19 protein-coding genes and 1 riboswitch are annotated in these 17428 nt (G+C 49.2%); of the genes, 9 read left to right on the top strand and 10 right to left on the bottom strand.

Features of this window, described 5'->3' with window-relative positions:
* Positions 1–56: 56 nt before the first annotated feature.
* Positions 57–154: riboswitch (TPP riboswitch) on the bottom strand.
* Positions 155–393: 239 nt separating this feature from the next.
* Positions 394–753: a VOC family protein gene (locus VV869_RS13555; RefSeq protein ID WP_337735441.1), complete on the top strand. Its 360-nt coding sequence runs from the start codon at positions 394–396 to the stop codon at positions 751–753.
* Positions 754–805: 52 nt separating this feature from the next.
* On the opposite strand, the gene VV869_RS13550 is transcribed toward VV869_RS13555, so the two are convergent.
* A complete protein-coding gene (locus VV869_RS13550; protein WP_337735440.1) occupies positions 806–2434 on the bottom strand; it encodes an FAD-binding oxidoreductase in 1629 nt (542 codons plus the stop codon).
* Between the two features lie 209 nt (positions 2435–2643).
* Between VV869_RS13550 and VV869_RS13545 the strand changes: the two genes are divergently transcribed.
* On the top strand, positions 2644–3351 hold the full coding sequence (locus VV869_RS13545; RefSeq protein WP_337735439.1) for an N-acyl amino acid synthase FeeM domain-containing protein: 708 nt from the start codon (positions 2644–2646) through the stop codon (positions 3349–3351).
* A gap of 162 nt (positions 3352–3513) precedes the next feature.
* Here the strand turns inward: VV869_RS13545 and VV869_RS13540 are convergent, their stop codons facing one another.
* On the bottom strand, positions 3514–4086 hold the full coding sequence (locus VV869_RS13540; protein ID WP_337735438.1) for a PhnA domain-containing protein: 573 nt from the start codon (positions 4084–4086) through the stop codon (positions 3514–3516).
* Positions 4087–4322: 236 nt separating this feature from the next.
* On the opposite strand from VV869_RS13540, the gene VV869_RS13535 reads away from it, so the two are divergent.
* Complete coding sequence (locus tag VV869_RS13535) at positions 4323–4841, top strand: hypothetical protein (protein WP_337735437.1); 519 nt, start codon at positions 4323–4325, stop codon at positions 4839–4841.
* A gap of 335 nt (positions 4842–5176) precedes the next feature.
* Positions 5177–6442: a S1 family peptidase gene (locus VV869_RS13530; RefSeq protein ID WP_337735503.1), complete on the top strand. Its 1266-nt coding sequence runs from the start codon at positions 5177–5179 to the stop codon at positions 6440–6442.
* Positions 6443–6723: 281 nt separating this feature from the next.
* Here VV869_RS13530 and VV869_RS13525 read toward each other — a convergent pair whose 3' ends face one another.
* From VV869_RS13525 to VV869_RS13510, 4 genes are all read right to left on the bottom strand, one after another.
* On the bottom strand, positions 6724–6987 hold the full coding sequence (locus VV869_RS13525; RefSeq protein ID WP_036821101.1) for an Lpp/OprI family alanine-zipper lipoprotein: 264 nt from the start codon (positions 6985–6987) through the stop codon (positions 6724–6726).
* A gap of 226 nt (positions 6988–7213) precedes the next feature.
* Positions 7214–7810 (bottom strand): SCO family protein, encoded by a 597-nt coding sequence (locus tag VV869_RS13520; RefSeq protein WP_337735436.1) that lies wholly within the window; start codon positions 7808–7810, stop codon positions 7214–7216.
* On the bottom strand, positions 7807–8319 hold the full coding sequence (locus tag VV869_RS13515; RefSeq protein ID WP_337735435.1) for a hypothetical protein: 513 nt from the start codon (positions 8317–8319) through the stop codon (positions 7807–7809). Before VV869_RS13515 ends, VV869_RS13520 begins: the two co-directional genes overlap by 4 nt.
* A gap of 114 nt (positions 8320–8433) precedes the next feature.
* Positions 8434–9345, bottom strand: coding sequence for a DUF368 domain-containing protein (locus tag VV869_RS13510; protein WP_337735434.1), 912 nt, complete (start codon positions 9343–9345; stop codon positions 8434–8436).
* A 435-nt stretch (positions 9346–9780) separates the two neighbouring features.
* Between VV869_RS13510 and VV869_RS13505 the strand changes: the two genes are divergently transcribed.
* Entirely contained in the window at positions 9781–10179 is a 399-nt protein-coding gene (locus VV869_RS13505; protein ID WP_337735433.1) for a VOC family protein, read from the top strand.
* Between the two features lie 49 nt (positions 10180–10228).
* On the opposite strand, the gene VV869_RS13500 is transcribed toward VV869_RS13505, so the two are convergent.
* Complete coding sequence (locus tag VV869_RS13500) at positions 10229–10396, bottom strand: hypothetical protein (protein ID WP_337735432.1); 168 nt, start codon at positions 10394–10396, stop codon at positions 10229–10231.
* 344 nt (positions 10397–10740) lie between these two features.
* The gene (locus VV869_RS13495; protein ID WP_337735431.1) at positions 10741–11052 is read right to left on the bottom strand and encodes a DUF3081 family protein; all 312 of its coding nucleotides are present in this window, start codon (positions 11050–11052) and stop codon (positions 10741–10743) included.
* A 250-nt stretch (positions 11053–11302) separates the two neighbouring features.
* Here VV869_RS13495 and VV869_RS13490 point away from each other — a divergent pair, with 250 nt between their 5' ends.
* Entirely contained in the window at positions 11303–12484 is a 1182-nt protein-coding gene (locus tag VV869_RS13490; RefSeq protein ID WP_337735430.1) for an amino acid aminotransferase, read from the top strand.
* Between the two features lie 146 nt (positions 12485–12630).
* On the opposite strand, the gene VV869_RS13485 is transcribed toward VV869_RS13490, so the two are convergent.
* Positions 12631–13167 carry a hypothetical protein gene (locus tag VV869_RS13485; protein WP_337735429.1) on the bottom strand — a complete coding sequence of 179 codons (537 nt, stop codon included), beginning with the start codon at positions 13165–13167 and terminating at the stop codon, positions 12631–12633.
* A gap of 277 nt (positions 13168–13444) precedes the next feature.
* Between VV869_RS13485 and VV869_RS13480 the strand changes: the two genes are divergently transcribed.
* Both VV869_RS13480 and VV869_RS13475 read left to right on the top strand, forming a co-directional pair.
* A complete protein-coding gene (locus VV869_RS13480; RefSeq protein ID WP_337735502.1) occupies positions 13445–14479 on the top strand; it encodes a sensor histidine kinase in 1035 nt (344 codons plus the stop codon).
* Positions 14476–15264 carry a LytR/AlgR family response regulator transcription factor gene (locus VV869_RS13475; protein ID WP_337735428.1) on the top strand — a complete coding sequence of 263 codons (789 nt, stop codon included), beginning with the start codon at positions 14476–14478 and terminating at the stop codon, positions 15262–15264. Before VV869_RS13480 ends, VV869_RS13475 begins: the two co-directional genes overlap by 4 nt.
* 17 nt (positions 15265–15281) lie before the next feature.
* Here VV869_RS13475 and VV869_RS13470 read toward each other — a convergent pair whose 3' ends face one another.
* Positions 15282–16130, bottom strand: coding sequence for a lipase family protein (locus tag VV869_RS13470; RefSeq protein ID WP_337735427.1), 849 nt, complete (start codon positions 16128–16130; stop codon positions 15282–15284).
* Positions 16131–16789: 659 nt separating this feature from the next.
* Here VV869_RS13470 and VV869_RS13465 point away from each other — a divergent pair.
* Positions 16790–17398 carry a hypothetical protein gene (locus tag VV869_RS13465; RefSeq protein ID WP_337735426.1) on the top strand — a complete coding sequence of 203 codons (609 nt, stop codon included), beginning with the start codon at positions 16790–16792 and terminating at the stop codon, positions 17396–17398.
* Positions 17399–17428 lie beyond the last annotated feature (30 nt).

Genomic DNA, 17428 nt, shown 5'->3' with positions numbered 1-17428 from the left:
GATATCGCGCAGGGTAGCAGGTGTCCGGGATTGCCCGATAGAGAGCGGGCAGGGGCGAGACACGGTTGCTAGTTCCCTACGCCATTATTAAATGGATCAGGTTCAACGGGTCCCACCGAAGTGGTCTCAGCCTATGGCTCCCCGACTAACTTACCTAAATTGTTGATTATTTGTGCTGAACACACTTTTGCGTGCCAGAAACGGATGTATTCTACCTTTGTTTTTCACAGCGGAGCAAACCGAAAAAGGGATTATTCTGACCAAGCGCTGAACTTTACATCGCAGTGGTCTGTGGTTGAGAAAAAATAGGTTGAGAAGAAATTGGGTTGAACATGAATCGGATTGAATGGTCGTGTAAAGTAACAGACGACATCACACAGGCAGGGACATACCATGAGTCAGACGAATCAGGACAAAATAAATTATATTGAGTTTCCGGCGGCCGATCTGGAAGCAACCAAGGTGTTTTTCCAGCAGGCTTTCGGCTGGGCGTTCACCGACTATGGTGAGGATTATACGGCATTTACCAATCAAGGACTGGATGGCGGGTTCTACCGTGCTCCGCTCAAATCATCGACTCAGCAAGGCGCTGCATTGATCGTGCTGTATAGCGCCCATCTTGAACAAACCCAGGCTAAGGTTGAAGCGGCCGGCGGCCAGATCGTGAAGCCGATTTTTTCGTTTCCGGGCGGACGGCGTTTTCAGTTCCTTGAGCCGAGCGGCAATGAGTTGGCAGTGTGGTCAGATCAATAATGATTTCCCGCCGCAACGGCGGGAAATCCTGGCGTTGTTCGTGATCCGGTGATCAACACGGCTCAGATGAAGGTTCAAGCGCTTTCGTTGTTGCAAGTGCTTGAGTTGTTTCAGGGGCTTTAACTGCTCCAGCGACAACTGCTCCAGCGACTTCAACGGCTTCAGGCACTTTCGTGGCATCAGGGTGCGCTAGCCAGTACTTATCCGGGGACAGGATATTGTTGGGATCCAGGCTCTGCTTGAGTGTGGCCAGAAGCGCCAGGTTCTCATCTCTCACGAATGGTTTGATCGTATCAAACAGTCCGGAACCACTGCGGTATGGACAAAATCCGGCGGACAGCAGGGCTGCATCTATGGCCTGATGGAAGCGGGTCGCTTTTTCAATTTCTGATTCGTTTTTGCCGAAACGGATATTGGCAATCAGAACCACGGCACGCTCGCTGACATTGGTCATGCTGTAGCGCTCTTCATAGCCATATTCACGGAATAGCTGGCGGCAGATACTGAGCATTTCGGAGATATTCTGCCGTGAATGGCTGCTCACCGCACAGATCCAGCGAAAATTCGCCGGAAACTCTGAAGTTTTCATTGCGGAACTGGCCGCCGGATGATCGAGCAAGGTCTGGATGGCCGCATCGGATGGAACGCCCAGTTTGAGGTCCAGCACCAGTTTCAGGCTATCGATCATCGGGGATTTCAAGTATTGATTGATTTTGCACAGCATTCGCCAGCGAAAATCATCAAGGAACAGAATTTTTGCGCCCGGGATCTGCTGTTTTAAGGTTTGCTTGACGTGTTTATAGCGGGCTTTCACCACACCTTTCGGCCCGGCCAGGGAGGTGGTGAGGATCCAGGCACCTGGTGCCTGACGGGCTTGCTCACCCATGGCTCGGGTCATGCTGACCGTATGGACGCCACTGGTGATCACACCTTCCAGTTTCAGCTTGCCGATGGCGGCGACCATTTCGGGCGCATCACCTTCTCTCGGACATAAAGCGAAGACGGTGGCCTGATAAGCTGGTTTCGGCTGAAGTGCCAGCGTCATTTCGAGCACAATTCCTAAGTTTGACTGGCTGAATAATCCCTGCAGAACCGGCCCGGTGCCGTAGGGATAGAGATGCCGGGCGACACTGTGTTCAAACATTCCCATGCCTGTCGTGATGATCTTGCCGGTTGGCAGGAGCACCCGCATGGATTGTACATGGCCGAAACGGTCCGAGTAATCGGTGTGGCCGAACCCACGCTCCAGAATGTTGCCGACCAGACTGGTGTGCAGTCCGGCTGCGGTGATGTCCATTTGTAAGGAACTCTTCGCGTCTTTCAGGGCTGTGAAAAGCTGCGATTGCGTGATCCCCGGTTGTACCCGCACATAGGCTTGCGCATCATTGATTTCGAGGACTTGGGATAAGCGGCTGAGATTGACGATCACTTGCTGGGGGTGCGTTCCCTGTGCGGTGCCGTAGCCCCAGTTCTTTCCTTGTGCGAGCGGGTGAATGGTGAATCGATGTTGATTGGCAGCCTCAACAACGGCGATGAGCTCAGGTTCCTTCTCTGGCCACACAACGGCTGACGGCGTACAGAGGCTCCCATTGAGAGCCAGGCTATACTCGTGCAGTGTTTCGGGATCCTGCGAAATTTGCGAAGCCGCGAAAATATTGCTTAATACTGTGTGTAGTTCCATATCCCTTTTCCCCACGGGGTCTTACCGATACTTAGCTCATCAATAAGGTTGTTAAAACAGAGTGTTAGATTTACATTGTGCAAAAAAAAAGCGTCAGCGACAGTGGTAAGGGTAATGATATGTGAACTTGATTGAATAAATGCACAAAAAAACATTCGAACGACCATAAACCACTTAATCGGCGTCTGGGTTCGGCGTAGGGTAGAAGCGTGTTTACAGCAAGAAGGACCGGCAAATCGCCTGAAATCGTGAATGTCGCCGGAAAATTTATGGAACTGGATAAGCTAACCACGCAGCTCTGTGTGACGGAAGAAGCAAAAATCACAGCCTATAACATCCGCTATCAGGCTTATACCACTGTTGGGTATAACCCGCTGTGTACATCAGGCTTGTTTACGGATCCGTTTGATGCGGAGCCGAATAACTTTACATTTCTACTGAAAGAAGGCACCAAGCCGGTTGCTACCGTTCGTGCGAGTGTTCTACACCGGCCCATGGGTTGGACACAGGTTCCGTGTAAAGGCGGTTTCGAGCCTGAATTTGCTTTGTTAGAGCAAGAATATGACACGATCGTTGAGATGGGCCGTTTGGCAGTACGTCCGGATGTTCGGGGTTTAGCTTCCTTGGCACCCTTGGCGCTGTTTTGTTGCATCTATACGCTCGATAAGCGTTTTGGTCGAACGGCGTTGGTTTGTGGATCAAGTAAAAAGCATCGTCGCTTTTACCAGCGGTTGGGCATGAAAAGTTTGTGTGATTTTGCGCCACGCCCGAATACGGCGATTGATCTGACGCTCATGGCCAAGACATTAGATTTAGAAGAGTTTATAGAAAGCGCCGGGGCGCATTTGGATGAGGCGACTATTCGACGTTTAATTCCTCCTTTCCCACATGTCAGCGAACGCCGTGAAACTTCTTAAACAAGGTTGAGGATTCAATGCTTCGAGAACAGGAGCCCGTAGACCTTAAGAAAACAGGCGCAAAATAGCGCCTGTTTTTCAGTGACTCATTATGATCAGTGACTAGCTATGGTCAGTGACACACTATGAATTGAGCCACTGTGAAGTGAGTTTTCGAGTGGCTTACATCTTTTTACAGTAAGCAGCGATAATCACCATGTTGGTCCCGGCAGCTTTACCCGAGATATGCAGCGGGTTATCGGTCAGACGAATGCCACGTACCGCTGTCCCTTGCTTAATCACCAGGCTTGAGCCTTTCACCGGCAGATCTTTGATGATTGTGACGTTGTCGCCGGCTTGCAATGGTGTGCCGTTAACATCCAGGGTTTGTATGGAGTCCAGCGCTTCGAGTGCGATGCCTTTTTCTGCCCACTCGATCATATCTTCTTCCATATACAGCATGTCCAGCAGGTCCTGCGCCCAGGTTTCACCAGACAGTCGTTTTAGCATCCGGTAAGCCATGACTTGAACGGCCGGTACTTCACTCCACATGCTTTCATTCAGGCAGCGCCAATGGTTCTGATCCATAGTGTCTGCGTCTTCAATTTGTCCACGGCAAGTTCCACACACCAGGACACAGCTGGCCGCTGTTGAATCTGGTGATGCCGGTACTTCATACATGCTCAGATTCTCTTCTGATGAGCACAGTTCACATTTGTGACCAGCACGTTCTTTCACAATAGTTTCAATTGTCATAAGGAATTGTCCGTAGATTTAATGTGGCGATATTATGCCAGCATTTTTTCAGAAGAAAAGAAAACCGGCGCCTGCAAGCGGGAAAGCCGGGTTTATTGGCAATATTCAGTACAAGAATTCTCCTATTATGAGATTGCGTTGGCAAAAAAATGCTAGATTTATGGAGGAGACTAGCATCGACGAGAGAAAGCTCTACAATCAATCCCGCCTTATCACAATGACAATATGACCAAGGAATGATGATGAAAAAGGCTGTTTATCTTTTATCTGTTTTGGCTTTAGCCGGGTGTAATGAAGAGGATCTCAAAGATCTCGCTGAGGGAAATACAAAGGTTTTCACAATCACCGGAGCACGCGTTGCTTCCCAAATGGGAACGGTTAGCCCTGGATATTACCGAGTCGATGCGATTGCCTCGGCAATGACCAATACCTCGCAGGAAAAAATTCCGGCGGTTGTTAATCCGGAAGCGGCGTTGGCTAATCTCGGTATTAATATTGAAGGGGAAACCTGTGGTCGCATTAATATAACCGGAGAGTTGTGCTTCGAAAGTGGGGATAGCGGAACAGCTGACAGTTGCTTGCCTGAGCAGATCGATATGTTGGGCCTGTCGGTCTATACCATCGATCTTGATAAGGTGAAAACGGCCAGTGATGCCGGGTTTTATCCGACTCTGGCTGCTGATGTCGGCGGGCTGTACGTTGACATAGATTACGACCAGATCACTTGTAACCAACTTCCAACCCCGCAAAGCTAATCAGACGTCGACTGTAATCAATATTGCAGCCAGCGCAGTACAAATGAGCCGGCCAGGAATACTGGCCGGTTTTTACCACCCACTTCACCTTAAACATCTATTGCATTTCAGCCGTTATTGGCCAAACTTCGAATTCCCTCGCATTCCATTTTTATCCCTGTACCCGGCGGGAATGAATACTGCTAACGTTCTGACTTTATGAGCAATTTCTGATTCCCAGGGTTATTACCTCCCGGGAAAGTTCAGTTGCGCCCGTTGAGTCAGGAGTTTATATCGTGCTGAGAAAGAATATATGTGCTGCCGTCCTTGCCGCGAGCACGCTGTTACCCGCAGGGATGGTGACAGCGGAGCCGGCTACCGGGTATGTCATCGGGGGGGACCCGGTTTTACCCTCTGAAGATTATGGGTGGATGGCTTCCCTTCGTTTGGCACCGAATCAGTTAAGTCATATGTGTGGTGCGACCGTGATCGATCGCCATTGGGTGCTGACCGCAGCCCATTGCGTTGTGTTCGAATCCGAAAACGGGGTGTTTCAGGTTATCCCGCCCAGTAAGTTAAATGTGATGGTCGGTTCGAGCTACGCGCCGGTGGAAGATCCCGCAACCTTGTATACGATCTCACATGTCGTGGTGCATCCGGATTATACGCCCAACCCCGTACTGAAAATTGTCCCGAATGCTGATGGTACCCAGACTGTGGATGTGCTCAGCACGGCACTGAACAACGATATCGCGTTACTCCGGGTCGGTCGGGAATTTGCCGCGACTATCCCGGTTGTGCGTCTGGCTGGCATTAGTAAGGCTGATGAACTTGATTTGGCGTTGGGTCAGCAATGGTCTGATGTTGAGCGACCGAAAAATACCAGGGTCTCGGGTTGGGGTTCAACACAGACGGATGGCACTGGTATGTCCGAGCGGTTATTGAAAACGGATTTGTCTTTTGTCCCGATGGATGAGTGCTTCAAACGATTGGAGCTGGGCAATGAATTGAACTTCATTTTGGAAAGCCCGTTGAACCGAACTAAGCTGTGTACTTTGCCCCCGGAAGTCATTCGTGATGCAGATGGGAACTCGCTGGAATATGGTCCGGATTCTTGTAAGGGGGATAGTGGCGGCCCCCTTCGGGCACGGGATCAGCAGGGCGAATGGTATCAGTTGGGCATTGTTAGTGGTAGTCCGGTCGGTGCATTGACTTGTGGTTCATTGGCCCGACCAAGTTTTTATACCCGGATTGGAACTTACTATGGCTGGATTACCGAGCAGGTCGGTCGTTTACCGGAGCACCCGATTACGGCACCGGATATCATTACGGACTCCTCGAATTCAGGTACAGGAGATACCGGTGATAGTGGTGGCAGCGATGGGGGAGCAACGCCAGATAATGTGCCCAAAGAGCAGGAAACAATAGATTTGTCGAAATGCAATGCCGCTGTCGATGAAGATGCAATTGCTCACACCAACTGCAGCTTAAGTGGCGCGGATGCCGGAAGTTCGAGCTGGCAAATCTTGATGGGTTTGTTGGCTCTGATGCTGTATCGAATTCGGGGGGTACGTGTGCTTCGACCTGGGGATAAAGCGCTTATCCACAAAAGCTGTGAATAACTCTGTGGGAAATGGCGGCAGGCTAACAACCGTGCTGGCTTCGCCAAAGTCAAGTCTGCAAGTGGTGAAAAAGTATGTAATTTCAGGAAGATTGACTACACACCAAGTTGTGTAAATTACCGTCATTTCTGCTGAATTTGATGCAATATCTCCGGAAGTTTCGGAGCGGGACTTGGTCGGAGGAGGCGTGATTTTCAGGAATGGTTCATGAGATTGCAGGTTTGGTACGGATAGAGGTACGGCCTCAAAAAAGGAGTGGCGCCCGAAGCGCCACTTTCTGATTATTTGCTGTAAGAACTCGCGATATTATCAATACGCTGGTTCGCACGCATTGCTTCTTGATACGCTGCGTCAGAAGCGGCACGAGCATCATTGACAGCACCTGCCATTTGGTCTTGCTGACTTTGCAACGCACCAACTTGATCAGAGAGCATATCGACTTTATTGGTGAGTTGTTGCATTTGATCAACTTCATCTGAGCTTGAACAACCAATGAGTGTCGCACTCAGAATAATACCGGTAAGGATAGATAATGAACGGTTCATTTTTCTTTCTTCTCCTTTGTTTGCCACTACAGACCGAGTGTTAAAGTATTCAGTCGGCAGAATTAGTATGGCATATGTTGCTCAAATTTCTTCTTCTTCACCTATTTAACGGAAAAAAAGCTCTCTCAGAATCGAGAAAACCCGCCGTAGCGGGCATTCTTCCGGGACCTATGAATTTGAAATCGGATCAGTTTCTTACCATGCGGCATTACAACTGTAGGCATGTTCAGGAGCCGGATACAGTCAAATTTTTGTTGATGGCGTCAACCAAAATTACCGGATTGAGGGTGTGTTGAACTTTATCGACCAAGGTGCCGTCCGGCTGTAACAGGTAGAAGTAAGAGCTATGGTCGACGGCATACTCTAGGGCGGAGTCTTTGAGTTCGGTACGCATATAGAGCACGCCGTATTTTTGCGCCAGTGCTTTGGTTTGCTCAGCCGTTCCGGTCATCCCGATAATGTCCTGATGGAAGTATTGGGCATACTGGGCACTCTTTTCCGGCGTATCACGCTCAGGATCCAGCGTGATGAAAATCGGCCAAAGCTGTTTGCGTGTATCGTTATCGAGCTTCTTGAGGGCTGCTGACAATACGGCCAATGAGGTCGGACAGACATCCGGGCAATGGGTATAGCCAAAGTAAACCACACGCAGTCGCGGATCGGCTGGATTAAACAGATCGAGGGCATCTTTACCGCTTTCCAGGACCCCGGAAGCAGCAAGGGATGCCCCAGTGGCGGCTGTTTCTTGTTGTGCGTCAACAACGAAGCGGGTCACCAAACCGGCAACCAGTGCCAGGGCTAATATAATCCACTGAAATTTCATTTGATCATCCTTAAAGAAACATGAAGCGGCGTCATCTGAGCGGAAGCTGACTGCGGTGTGATTTCACCACGCCAGGTCATTTCATCTTCTGTACAAAATGGCAGCATCAATTGGCCGCTATACTCCCCCGCGGCATTCCGGGATAAGTGCAGCTGATAGATGCCCATCATCATTTCGTGCCCTTTGAGAGAGAGTACTAAAGTTTCAGTATCTGCAGGGAGAGTTGGCCAATTCACCCGGATTTCAGTTTCTTGCATCGGCCTGATGACATCGGTAGCGAGCAGGACACTGGCCGTTTGCTGCTGACAGACTTGGGTGCTGAGCGGGCAGAAATCGTGTAAGTCGGATTGGGTGTACAGACTCTGGCCGGAACCCGAAAACTGAAATGCTCCCCAACCGATCACCGCAGCGAGAGTCACCGTCACGCCCGGGGTCCACTTTTTGAACTGCGACATGGTTACAAATCGTTGGTAAAGAAAGTAATTTCCGGAGTTTACCACTTTTGGCATCAAGCGGACGCCTGAGGCCGACGTTTTGTGATGGTGCGAGCATGGTGGATGTTTTGGCAGCGGTTGCCACAACGGTACTTGTCCGTTGTGGCAAATATAATTGCCGGGGCTAGATTAGTCTTCGGCGACTTTTTCCAGTGCCCAGACCAGACCGATACCCAGGAGCATAGCTGCGACGGCATAGCCGATGAGGGCCGGCTCACCGGTGATCTGCTCAAAATTTAATGGTGACAGGTTTTGCTCCAACAGCGGTACTTGTTCTCCGCTTGAGTTGGTGCGCCAGGTGAGGGTTTCTTTCCAGGGCCAGATTTTGCTCAGGGTGCCAATCATCAGACCGGTCAGGAAAGTCAGCGTCAAATCACGGTAATGACGCAGTACCCAGGACAACAGGTGTGAAAAGCTGAGTAAGCCAATCACACAACCCATCGCAAAGGTGCCGAGTGTGACAATGTCAACGGATTTGGCCGCGGCCAGGATCGGCCCGTACATGCCCATGAGCAGCAGGATAAAACTGCCGGAAATACCCGGGAGAATCATGGCACAAATCGCGATGGCGCCGGCAAGCAGAATATTGAAATGTGTCGGTTCCAGGCTCAGTGGGTGCAGCACGGTAATACTGTAAGCAAATAACGCTCCCATCAGCAGCGCCATATAACGATTTGCTTTCCACTGAGCAACTTGCTTAAACATATGATTGACGGAGACCAGGATCAGTCCAAAGAAGAATGACCAGAGCGGAATCGGGTGGGTATGAAGCATCCAGGTAATCATACGTGCCAGAGTGAAAATACTGGTCAGGATGCCGGACAAAAGCACAATCAGGAACAATCCATTGATATGCTCGAATGCGGCTTTGAAGCCTTGTTGGCGCCAGATGCCAATCAAGCTCGGGTTAATCCGGCGAATACTCTCCAGTAATGTGTCATAGATACCGGTAATGAATGCAATGGTACCGCCAGAGACGCCAGGCACGACATCAGCAGCGCCCATGGCCATCCCTTTGAAAAAGGTTAAAACTTTGCTCATGGTTTTCCGTTATATGCGTTGAATCCAGAATGGTCCGCCATTATAACGTGTTGCCGTGCAAAACAGAGTGAAAATTAACGGTAAGAGTTGTTGAAAAATATGAACTCAGACCCAGTTGGTCCATCAAACCTCGCGCTGGGGTTCATACGGCATCAAAGCATTCTTTAAACAGTGATACATTAAGGCGTTGGTGCCGATGATGTTGGTATTCTGGGGGATAATGAGCTGGAAGCGGTAAGCGAAATCATGTTTTTTCGATAAATTTATCTAATGACTTGACGGTGTCGGGATTAGCTGTGAAAGTATGTCGTCATATTCAACTGGTAACTGTGCTGGTTGTTTAGTTGTAACCCGGTTGCTTTTCGTATTTATCGGTAAAGCGAGTCCATTGGCCGGGAACAAATGTGTGAAGGAAATTCAAAGGATAATACGGCTATGATACCGAGAGATGCGACACTCCGTGTTGTCAGACCTACCGATAACCTATCTCAACTGACGGAAATGTATAGCAAAGCGCTTGGCTTTGAAATGTTGAAACAGTTTAAAGACCAGGATGGTTTTGATGGGGTGGTGTTAGGGCATTCCAGACATGCCTACCATATCGAGTTTGTTCAGCAGCATGGTGTAACGACTGGTCGTGCCCCAACGCAGGATAACTTACTGGTGTTTTATCTCGACTGTAGTCGTGTCTGGGAACGTGCCTGTCGTGGGATGATCGATGCGGGCTTTACCGTTGTGGAATCGAATAACCCGTATTGGGAACGTGTCGGCAAGACGTTTGAAGATGTCGAAGGTTATCGCGTGGTCCTGCAAAACCGGGATTGGGATAACTGATTAGAAAAAGATAAAGCTCAGGTTATGCCTGAGCTTTCATGTTTGATTGTTAATGCTGTTTGGTTATGTCTTCATAAGCCGATTTAAACATCAGCGCAAAGCCTTCCTGTGAAAGCTCTTTGGCGGTGATCTCCGCCGCGTCTAGTCTTCGATAACACTCACCCAGTGCCGCGATGGCAAAATCAAGCTCTGTTGCGCTGAGTTGTTCAGTATGCATGGCCTCTTCCTCAATTATGCGATATCGGTCGGTGGCTCAGGGCCATCGTGTGATAACTGACCATAAACCAGTGTGTATGAATATTGACTGAATGTTCTTTGATTTAGTTTTTGAATAAATGGTCAGTCGTATTCATGCCATCCAGCTTATTGGTTTGTTGCTAGCTTCTTGTCAGAAATCTGTAAAATGGCGGTGTGGTTGGTAAGAGGAATGTCAATTTTTCATCATTTGCATAATATTTATACACATAACGGGCGTAACTATGCGGCCGGCCTGATTCGGTCAGCCGCGGTGAAGGTAATGGTCAGGTGAGTACCGGTTGAAGTTTGCCGATGAAGGATGAGTTAGTAGCGCTGATCCAAATCCATCAACTTTTGCAGGAATGCTTCAATCTGCGCTTCATTGTTGTTATGAAATTCCGTGGTCGTTTGATTAATCACGGATTCGGGGTCTTCATTCATGGTGTGAAAATGGTAGGTATTGTGAAAATTGATATCTAGGCTTACATGACTGTCCGACAAATTGATGTAGTAACCATCCTGGCTCTCGGTGCAAGTAATGCCTTCGAGCTGTGCGCCATGCTCCGTCGGGGTGCCTTGTGTTTTAATTTTTTCGTAAACGCTTAGCAGAATTCGTACGTCGACTTTGTTTTTCATCGTTGCTTCCACCTGATTGGACTGTTCAGAAAACAAAACTGCGGTTTCATTAATAAATTTAGGCTGTTGACCAGCGACTGCAAGTTAAGGTGTCGGAAGGTTAACGGAGATCAAGAAAGAGCCGGCTGGCAAATTTAGTGAGCGTGTAAAGCTAAAAAAAGCTTTGATAAATATCATGATTTCATCGTGATCTTTTGTGAGTGAAGTGATAATTTGAACTGACGCAGAGCCACTAAATGGAACTTAAGTCATGTTTAAGCAGCTTACTGAAGCACAATTGGATCCCATTTTGTCCCTTTCTATCGCTTATCGTGAGGATACGCGAGCCGAGAAAATGGATTTAGGGATCGGGGTTTATCGCAACAGCCAGGGTGAAACGCCAATCATGCATGCGGTTCAACAGGCACAGCAGAAGGTGATAGAGACCCAGACGACCAAGGCTTATGTCGGCCTGGCAGGGAATGAGACGTTTAACCAGGCGATGATGGATCTGCTGCTGACCAATACATCAGCGCACCAACGTGCGGCTGGTGTACAAACGCCCGGGGCCAGCGGGGCTTTACGTATGCTGGCCGATTTAATGCGTCTGGCACAACCGGATACGACGGTGTGGATCTCTGATCCCAGCTATGTCAACCACAAGCCGGTCATGGAAGCTGCGGGTTTGAAGGTGAAGTATTATCCGTATTTTGATCGCGTGTCTAAACAGGTGAACCGCGAGGCCATGTTAGCCGCGCTGGCAAAGGCCGGGCCGAAAGATGTGGTGCTGCTGCACGGATGTTGTCACAACCCAACCGGGGCTGATATTGCATTTGAAGACTGGCAGGCGATCACAGCCCTGGCCAACAAAAATGGTTTTATGCCGTTTGTGGATATCGCCTACCAGGGATTTGGCGATGGTCTGGAGCAGGATGTAGCGGGCTTGAAATATATGGCCGACCATACGGAAGAGATGGTGATTGCGACCTCTTGTTCGAAGAACTTCGGCCTTTACCGTGAGCGGACCGGGGCTGCTATTGTGATTAGCGATAGTTTAAAAGAGGCCCAGAAAGCGAAAGGGCGTATTTTAAATCTTGCTCGTTCAACTTATACCATGCCGCCGGATCACGGTGCAGCCTTAGTCGCAACGATTCTTACCGATGATGCGCTGACGGCGACCTGGCGTGAAGAGCTTTCTCAGATGCAGGCGCGTATGGTGAGTTTGCGTGCGGGTTTGACCCAGGCGGTTCGTGCGCAAGGCACAGACGCGTTTAATTTTATTGAGCAACACAAAGGGATGTTCTCAGTAACCGGGCTGAGCCCGGAGCAAATCGCACGACTCCGTGATGAGTTTGCAATTTACGCTGTCGGTGACGGCCGGATTAATATTGCCGGCTTGCGTGAGCAGCAGATTGACTACCTGGCGCATGCGTTAGTGACCGTGTCACAATAATTGAGCACCAGTCGTCGCAAAAAGGGAGCCAAAATGGCTCCCTTTTGATTTATTCTCGTTCAAGTGATTGCGGTAAGGCGATTGGTACCGACAACCTGATCCGGGTTTTCTAACCGTTCACTTGTGATAAAGACGAACGGATTGCTTCAGTCTGGCGACTGTGGTGTGTGCAGGATGGGTTGGCGTTGCCGCGCATGAATTTTCTGCGCTAAAAATCGGGTCATTTCGGCAACGAGCGCCGAATGGTTCTCGCCCGGTCGGGCACAGACGTCACTGATGAGTGCCAGCTCGGATAATGCCTCATGACCGTTGAAGATCATACCCGTGGCCGCAGGTTTCCCTTGATGAAACCCGACGAACAGCTGCGCCTGGCTATCCGCTTCCAGCATGATTTGTGTCAGATACTCAATGACGGCTTCTTGCCCATGCGCACCAGACCACTGACTGGCTCTGATCATCGAGAAGCGAATCGTTAACGGGTGGCAGTCGACAGGATAAATGGAAAGTAAGGATAAAGGCGTGTCGTCACGATCAGTAATCAGCTGGCAGGATCCAGTCGCTTGCTGCGCCTGGTAGATTGTCAGTCCTTCCTGGCTCTGCGGGGTCGGAAATTCGGCCTCTGTGATATGGCTGGCCATCCATTGATTTTTCGAGTTAATCAGCTGTTCAATCTGTGACTGCATATTTTCTGTTCATTATCCGCGTTTCATTCCACCATACCCTATCTTGGCCCCGGAAGGTATTAAACCCGGGTTGATTGACTATTTTTTAGCTGATTTTTTAACATTCAGGCAATCTTCAATGATTCAGGTGACAGAACTTAATCGTTTGATGAGTCTCTACTTTCTGTTGTAGCACCGCTGAAATGGCGATGCGGGGGCTGCGATGTTTTACTCCCGGTGGCGACCACTATATAATCAACCGATTTCATAATGTATTGCAGGAGTCTGTGTGGCAGTCATGCAGAGCAAGGAGAGATACAGATTTACTTCCTGGGATATGGCCATCAGTTTGGTGTTGTGTGTCGGGATAGCCTGTATCACCTATATCTTGAAAGGGGGAGATTTTAATTACCACCTGATCATCGCGTTGGGTTATGGCACGGTCTGTAACTTAATTAGCTTTTTTGTCCGTACTTACTTTCCGATGTGGCGGACTTTGACTCACTCTGTCGTCGTCATTTCTGTGACAATCGTGTTGGGCACCTTACACGCCCTGTTATGGCTTGTTTGGCTCCAGCGCCAGGGGGAAGTTGCGGAAGTCCTGTTTTTGGTCTCCTTTGCACTGTTTTTTTCCAGCTGTATTTATTATTTCTTCTATTGCCGTGAGAAGGCCTTGTTGTATAAGCATCAGCTGCGTCAGGTACAACTGGTACAGGCTGAACATGAAAAGGCGCTGGTGGTCAGTCAACTGAAAGTGCTGCAAAGTCAGATCGAACCTCATTTTCTGTTTAATACCCTGGCAAACCTCCAGGTGTTGATCGATGCTGACCCCAAGAAAGCGCAGTCCTTGTTACTACGCTTAACCGAACTGCTCCGCATCAGTCTCAAAAAAAGTCGCCGTGATCAGATCAAACTGGAAGATGAGATCGAATTACTGGAAGCCTATCTGGAGATCCAATCCATTCGTTTGGGCGAGCGGCTTCGGTATCGGTTCGTCGTTGCGCCCGACGTCGATCCCTGCTGGCATATCCCGCCACATTTGTTGCAACCTTTGGTTGAAAACGCAGTTTGTCATGGTATCGAGCCTTGTCCGGCTGGCGGGGAAGTCGTGGTGTCCTTGTCAGGTGTTCAAGGGCGGTTACAGATTTGCGTTGAAGATGATGGTGCCGGGCTGGGCGGGAAATCCCTTCATAAAGGGAATGGGCTGAGTTTGGATAATATTCGCCAGCGTCTGAAAGCGCTGTATGGCAGCCAGGCTTCGTTATCGATCGCTTCATCGGAGCGTGGTGGTGTGATTAGCAAAATTGAACTGATTCCCGGAGATGGACTATGACACGAGCGTTAACCGCACTTATTGCCGATGATGAGCCATTACTGCGCCATCATCTGAAATCTGTACTGGGCGACGTCTGGCCGGAATTGGATGTGGTCGCCAACGAGTCGGACGGGACGGCGGCATTGGCGAAAATCCATGCTTTGCAGCCGGATGTGGTGTTTCTTGATATTCGGATGCCCGGCATTGACGGGATTGCCGTTGCCAGAGCCCTGAAGGAAATGGAGACGGTGCCGGTAATCGTGTTCATCACCGCATATGATGAATACGCGGTACAGGCGTTTGAGGCACACGCATTCGATTACTTACTGAAACCGTTACATGAGAAGCGTCTGGTACAAACGTGTGAACGGCTGAAAAACCATGTTCGTTTATACCATGCCGGACAAGGACAGGGCACGGCCGGTGCCATTGCATCCATTGAACGTCTGATGTCGAAAATGCAGTCTCCGATAAACCCATGGTTACGCTGGATCAGGGCCAGTAAGGGCGATGAAATCAGTTTGGTTTCCGTTGACGATGTGACTTACCTCAGGGCTGAAGACAAGTATGTCAGTGTATATACACGCGATGGGGAATACATCATTCGCACCCCACTGAAAGAGCTGATCAAACAACTGGATCCGGATATGTTCTGGCAGATCCACCGTGCAACGATTGTCCGGGTGGAAGCAATCGAACGGGTGAAACGTGATTTTACCGGGAAAATGTTTGTTTACCTGGCCGGCGGCCATGAGAAACTGGCCGTCAGCCGTAATGCCCAAGGGTTATTCAAGCAGATGTAACCCCCGGTTGAATCAGGTTAGTGCTTATCAAAGAAGTCTTTGTTCCGGATGTACTTTCGCATGTAATGATAAGTGACGGGACGAAGAAGCCAGCTGATCAGGGACTTATACAGCCGGTAAGGGGTGGAAGAGTTCTCGTAGATCCGGCCTTCATGCAGCCAGAGGAGCTTCCCCACATGCCAGTACATAAAGGGGATGGGTGGTAAAAACGTCACGATATCTAAGTCGCAGCAGATCCGGTATGTGCAATGGTTGAGCTGATAATGACGTTTAAAGCTTCTTAACCCGGCGGCAGGTTGCCCGAAAGTGACCACACGCTTGATCGCATCCGGGTAACTGGCGGACAGGCGATCCGCGACCAGGATTGCCATGGCACCACCGGAAGAGTGTCCAGTGAAGGTGACTTTTTTACCTGCAGCAATCAGCGGCGTGACTACTTTTTCGATATGTTGATAAACCGACAGATCCCCGAACTGCAGTTGATCACTGGCCTGACTCAGTTCGATACACTGTGATTCAAACAGATCGGGCGGTGCCTGATATGGACGGTGACGCTTGCTTTTTTGTGACAGTAAGAAATGGTATCCCCAGTGAATATAGTAGCGGCGTTGGTGTTTTGTCTGTTGTTTGGGCAGGCAAGCCATATTGAGTAGCCAGTCCCAGAGGTTTTGCGAACCTTTGAACACCACGACCACTTCTTTCTTATCTCCCCAAAGTACCCGAATGATGGTTCTGCCCCAGCGATCAGTGATCTCATATCGTCCGTTGGCGCTGAAACCATAAATGGTGTGATCGAATGTCGGCGGATAGGCAAGTTTGCAGAGAATGGCATATCGTTCATATTGATAGCGTTTAAGAGGCTTCATTCCATTGGGGGCGTCGTGAATATTGAATTCAGCTTAGCGGCCATAAATAGCAAATTGATGACAGCTGAGACTCGAGTCTGACGTTCCTATTTTGTCACTTATCACCATATATTCCATTTATCTGGATAATTCACCATTTATCGCATGACGCTTTACAGTCATCGATATATGGATAATCTAAGCGACTGAAAATAAAACAATATCAGTTGGCTAACTGTCTTTGCCTATGCCCTGACCCGCAGGGCATAGGATATCGCCCGAAATGCGTCTGATGTCATTGCAAAGTTTAGCTTTCGATGGCGTACCGGGGAGACAGTTGATAGGACATGAAAGATCTGAAGGGAGCTTCTGAGTAGAAGGTTTATTGCACTGTCACCATTCTGACATGAGTTCGTCATTCGGTGAGAGGCTGCGCTTGCTACATTGTTATTGCTCAACATGAAATCTTGCCGGTTGAGAATGTGCCGTGAAAATTTACGCTTTGTACATATTCTTAGTCTATTTTTCATGTAGCGTTTTAAACACTTATCAGGAGATCTTGAATGAGCAGTAACCCGAACAGCAGTCCGTACTTGAACTGGATGCCACTGAAACCCGAAGATTATTTTCATTTTCAAACCCAATGGGTGTTTCAGTCAGCCAAGCAGCTCGAAGGTGTCATGGTGGCTCAAGCCAGAGAGTCGATCAAAGGGACTTACCAGCAAACCCTGAACGTGCTCGAAGCATTGGATCAGGGGGTAAAACAGCAACAGAAAACGTCTGAACCTCAGTTATGTTTTCCGTTCGATCTGTTGGATAACCTGACCCGCTCTGCGACGAGTCAGTGGCGAGCGGCAGTGGGGCTGGGATCTCCAAAGGAATATGCGCTTCAGGATGAGCTGAGCAAACAGGAACAACTGCTGTCGCGGATGCAAAAACAATTTAATCTGGAAAAATCGGCCCTTGCAGAGGCGTTGTCAGAGAAAGAAGCACAACATGAGCAAGTGAAGGCTGAAGCGGATAAAGCAACCAAAGCAAAGAACACGGCACAACGAGCCCAGCGGAAGTTGAAAGCTGAACTGGAAACGAGTCTGGCGGAACATGCCGCATTAAAAGAAGAATTGAATACGATCCAAGAGAGATACGATCTACAGGTTTCACAAAGCGAACAGCAGTTGGCTGGCCTGAAGGCTGAAAAAGAAAAATTGCTCGCTGAGACAGAGAGCTTAAAACAACAACTAGAAGCGCTTGAGCACCAGTTGGCGCAATCATCGCAGTACGCACCATAAATCTCACGCTTTCATTTCTCTTATAGCGCC

It is taken from the genome of Photobacterium sp. MCCC 1A19761 (assembly GCF_037389125.1).
Lineage (GTDB): Bacteria > Pseudomonadota > Gammaproteobacteria > Enterobacterales > Vibrionaceae > Photobacterium.
This window is presented reverse-complemented; position numbering and strand designations above follow the sequence as displayed.

Excerpts from the sequence above, each read along its gene's own strand:
- VV869_RS13475 (WP_337735428.1), top strand. The coding sequence starts at position 14,476 with ATGACACGAGCGTTAACCGCACTTATTGCCGATGATGAGCCATTACTG.
- VV869_RS13515 (WP_337735435.1), bottom strand. The coding sequence starts at position 8,319 with ATGCCAAAAGTGGTAAACTCCGGAAATTACTTTCTTTACCAACGATTT.
- VV869_RS13535 (WP_337735437.1), top strand. The coding sequence starts at position 4,323 with ATGATGATGAAAAAGGCTGTTTATCTTTTATCTGTTTTGGCTTTAGCC.
- VV869_RS13470 (WP_337735427.1), bottom strand. The coding sequence starts at position 16,130 with ATGAAGCCTCTTAAACGCTATCAATATGAACGATATGCCATTCTCTGC.
- VV869_RS13550 (WP_337735440.1), bottom strand. The coding sequence starts at position 2,434 with ATGGAACTACACACAGTATTAAGCAATATTTTCGCGGCTTCGCAAATT.
- VV869_RS13480 (WP_337735502.1), top strand. The coding sequence starts at position 13,445 with ATGCAGAGCAAGGAGAGATACAGATTTACTTCCTGGGATATGGCCATC.
- VV869_RS13555 (WP_337735441.1), top strand. The coding sequence starts at position 394 with ATGAGTCAGACGAATCAGGACAAAATAAATTATATTGAGTTTCCGGCG.
- VV869_RS13540 (WP_337735438.1), bottom strand. The coding sequence starts at position 4,086 with ATGACAATTGAAACTATTGTGAAAGAACGTGCTGGTCACAAATGTGAA.
- VV869_RS13485 (WP_337735429.1), bottom strand. The coding sequence starts at position 13,167 with ATGCAGTCACAGATTGAACAGCTGATTAACTCGAAAAATCAATGGATG.
- VV869_RS13465 (WP_337735426.1), top strand. The coding sequence starts at position 16,790 with ATGGTGGCTCAAGCCAGAGAGTCGATCAAAGGGACTTACCAGCAAACC.
- VV869_RS13510 (WP_337735434.1), bottom strand. The coding sequence starts at position 9,345 with ATGAGCAAAGTTTTAACCTTTTTCAAAGGGATGGCCATGGGCGCTGCT.
- VV869_RS13505 (WP_337735433.1), top strand. The coding sequence starts at position 9,781 with ATGATACCGAGAGATGCGACACTCCGTGTTGTCAGACCTACCGATAAC.
- VV869_RS13530 (WP_337735503.1), top strand. The coding sequence starts at position 5,177 with ATGGTGACAGCGGAGCCGGCTACCGGGTATGTCATCGGGGGGGACCCG.
- VV869_RS13495 (WP_337735431.1), bottom strand. The coding sequence starts at position 11,052 with ATGAAAAACAAAGTCGACGTACGAATTCTGCTAAGCGTTTACGAAAAA.
- VV869_RS13520 (WP_337735436.1), bottom strand. The coding sequence starts at position 7,810 with ATGAAATTTCAGTGGATTATATTAGCCCTGGCACTGGTTGCCGGTTTG.
- VV869_RS13500 (WP_337735432.1), bottom strand. The coding sequence starts at position 10,396 with ATGCATACTGAACAACTCAGCGCAACAGAGCTTGATTTTGCCATCGCG.
- VV869_RS13490 (WP_337735430.1), top strand. The coding sequence starts at position 11,303 with ATGTTTAAGCAGCTTACTGAAGCACAATTGGATCCCATTTTGTCCCTT.
- VV869_RS13525 (WP_036821101.1), bottom strand. The coding sequence starts at position 6,987 with ATGAACCGTTCATTATCTATCCTTACCGGTATTATTCTGAGTGCGACA.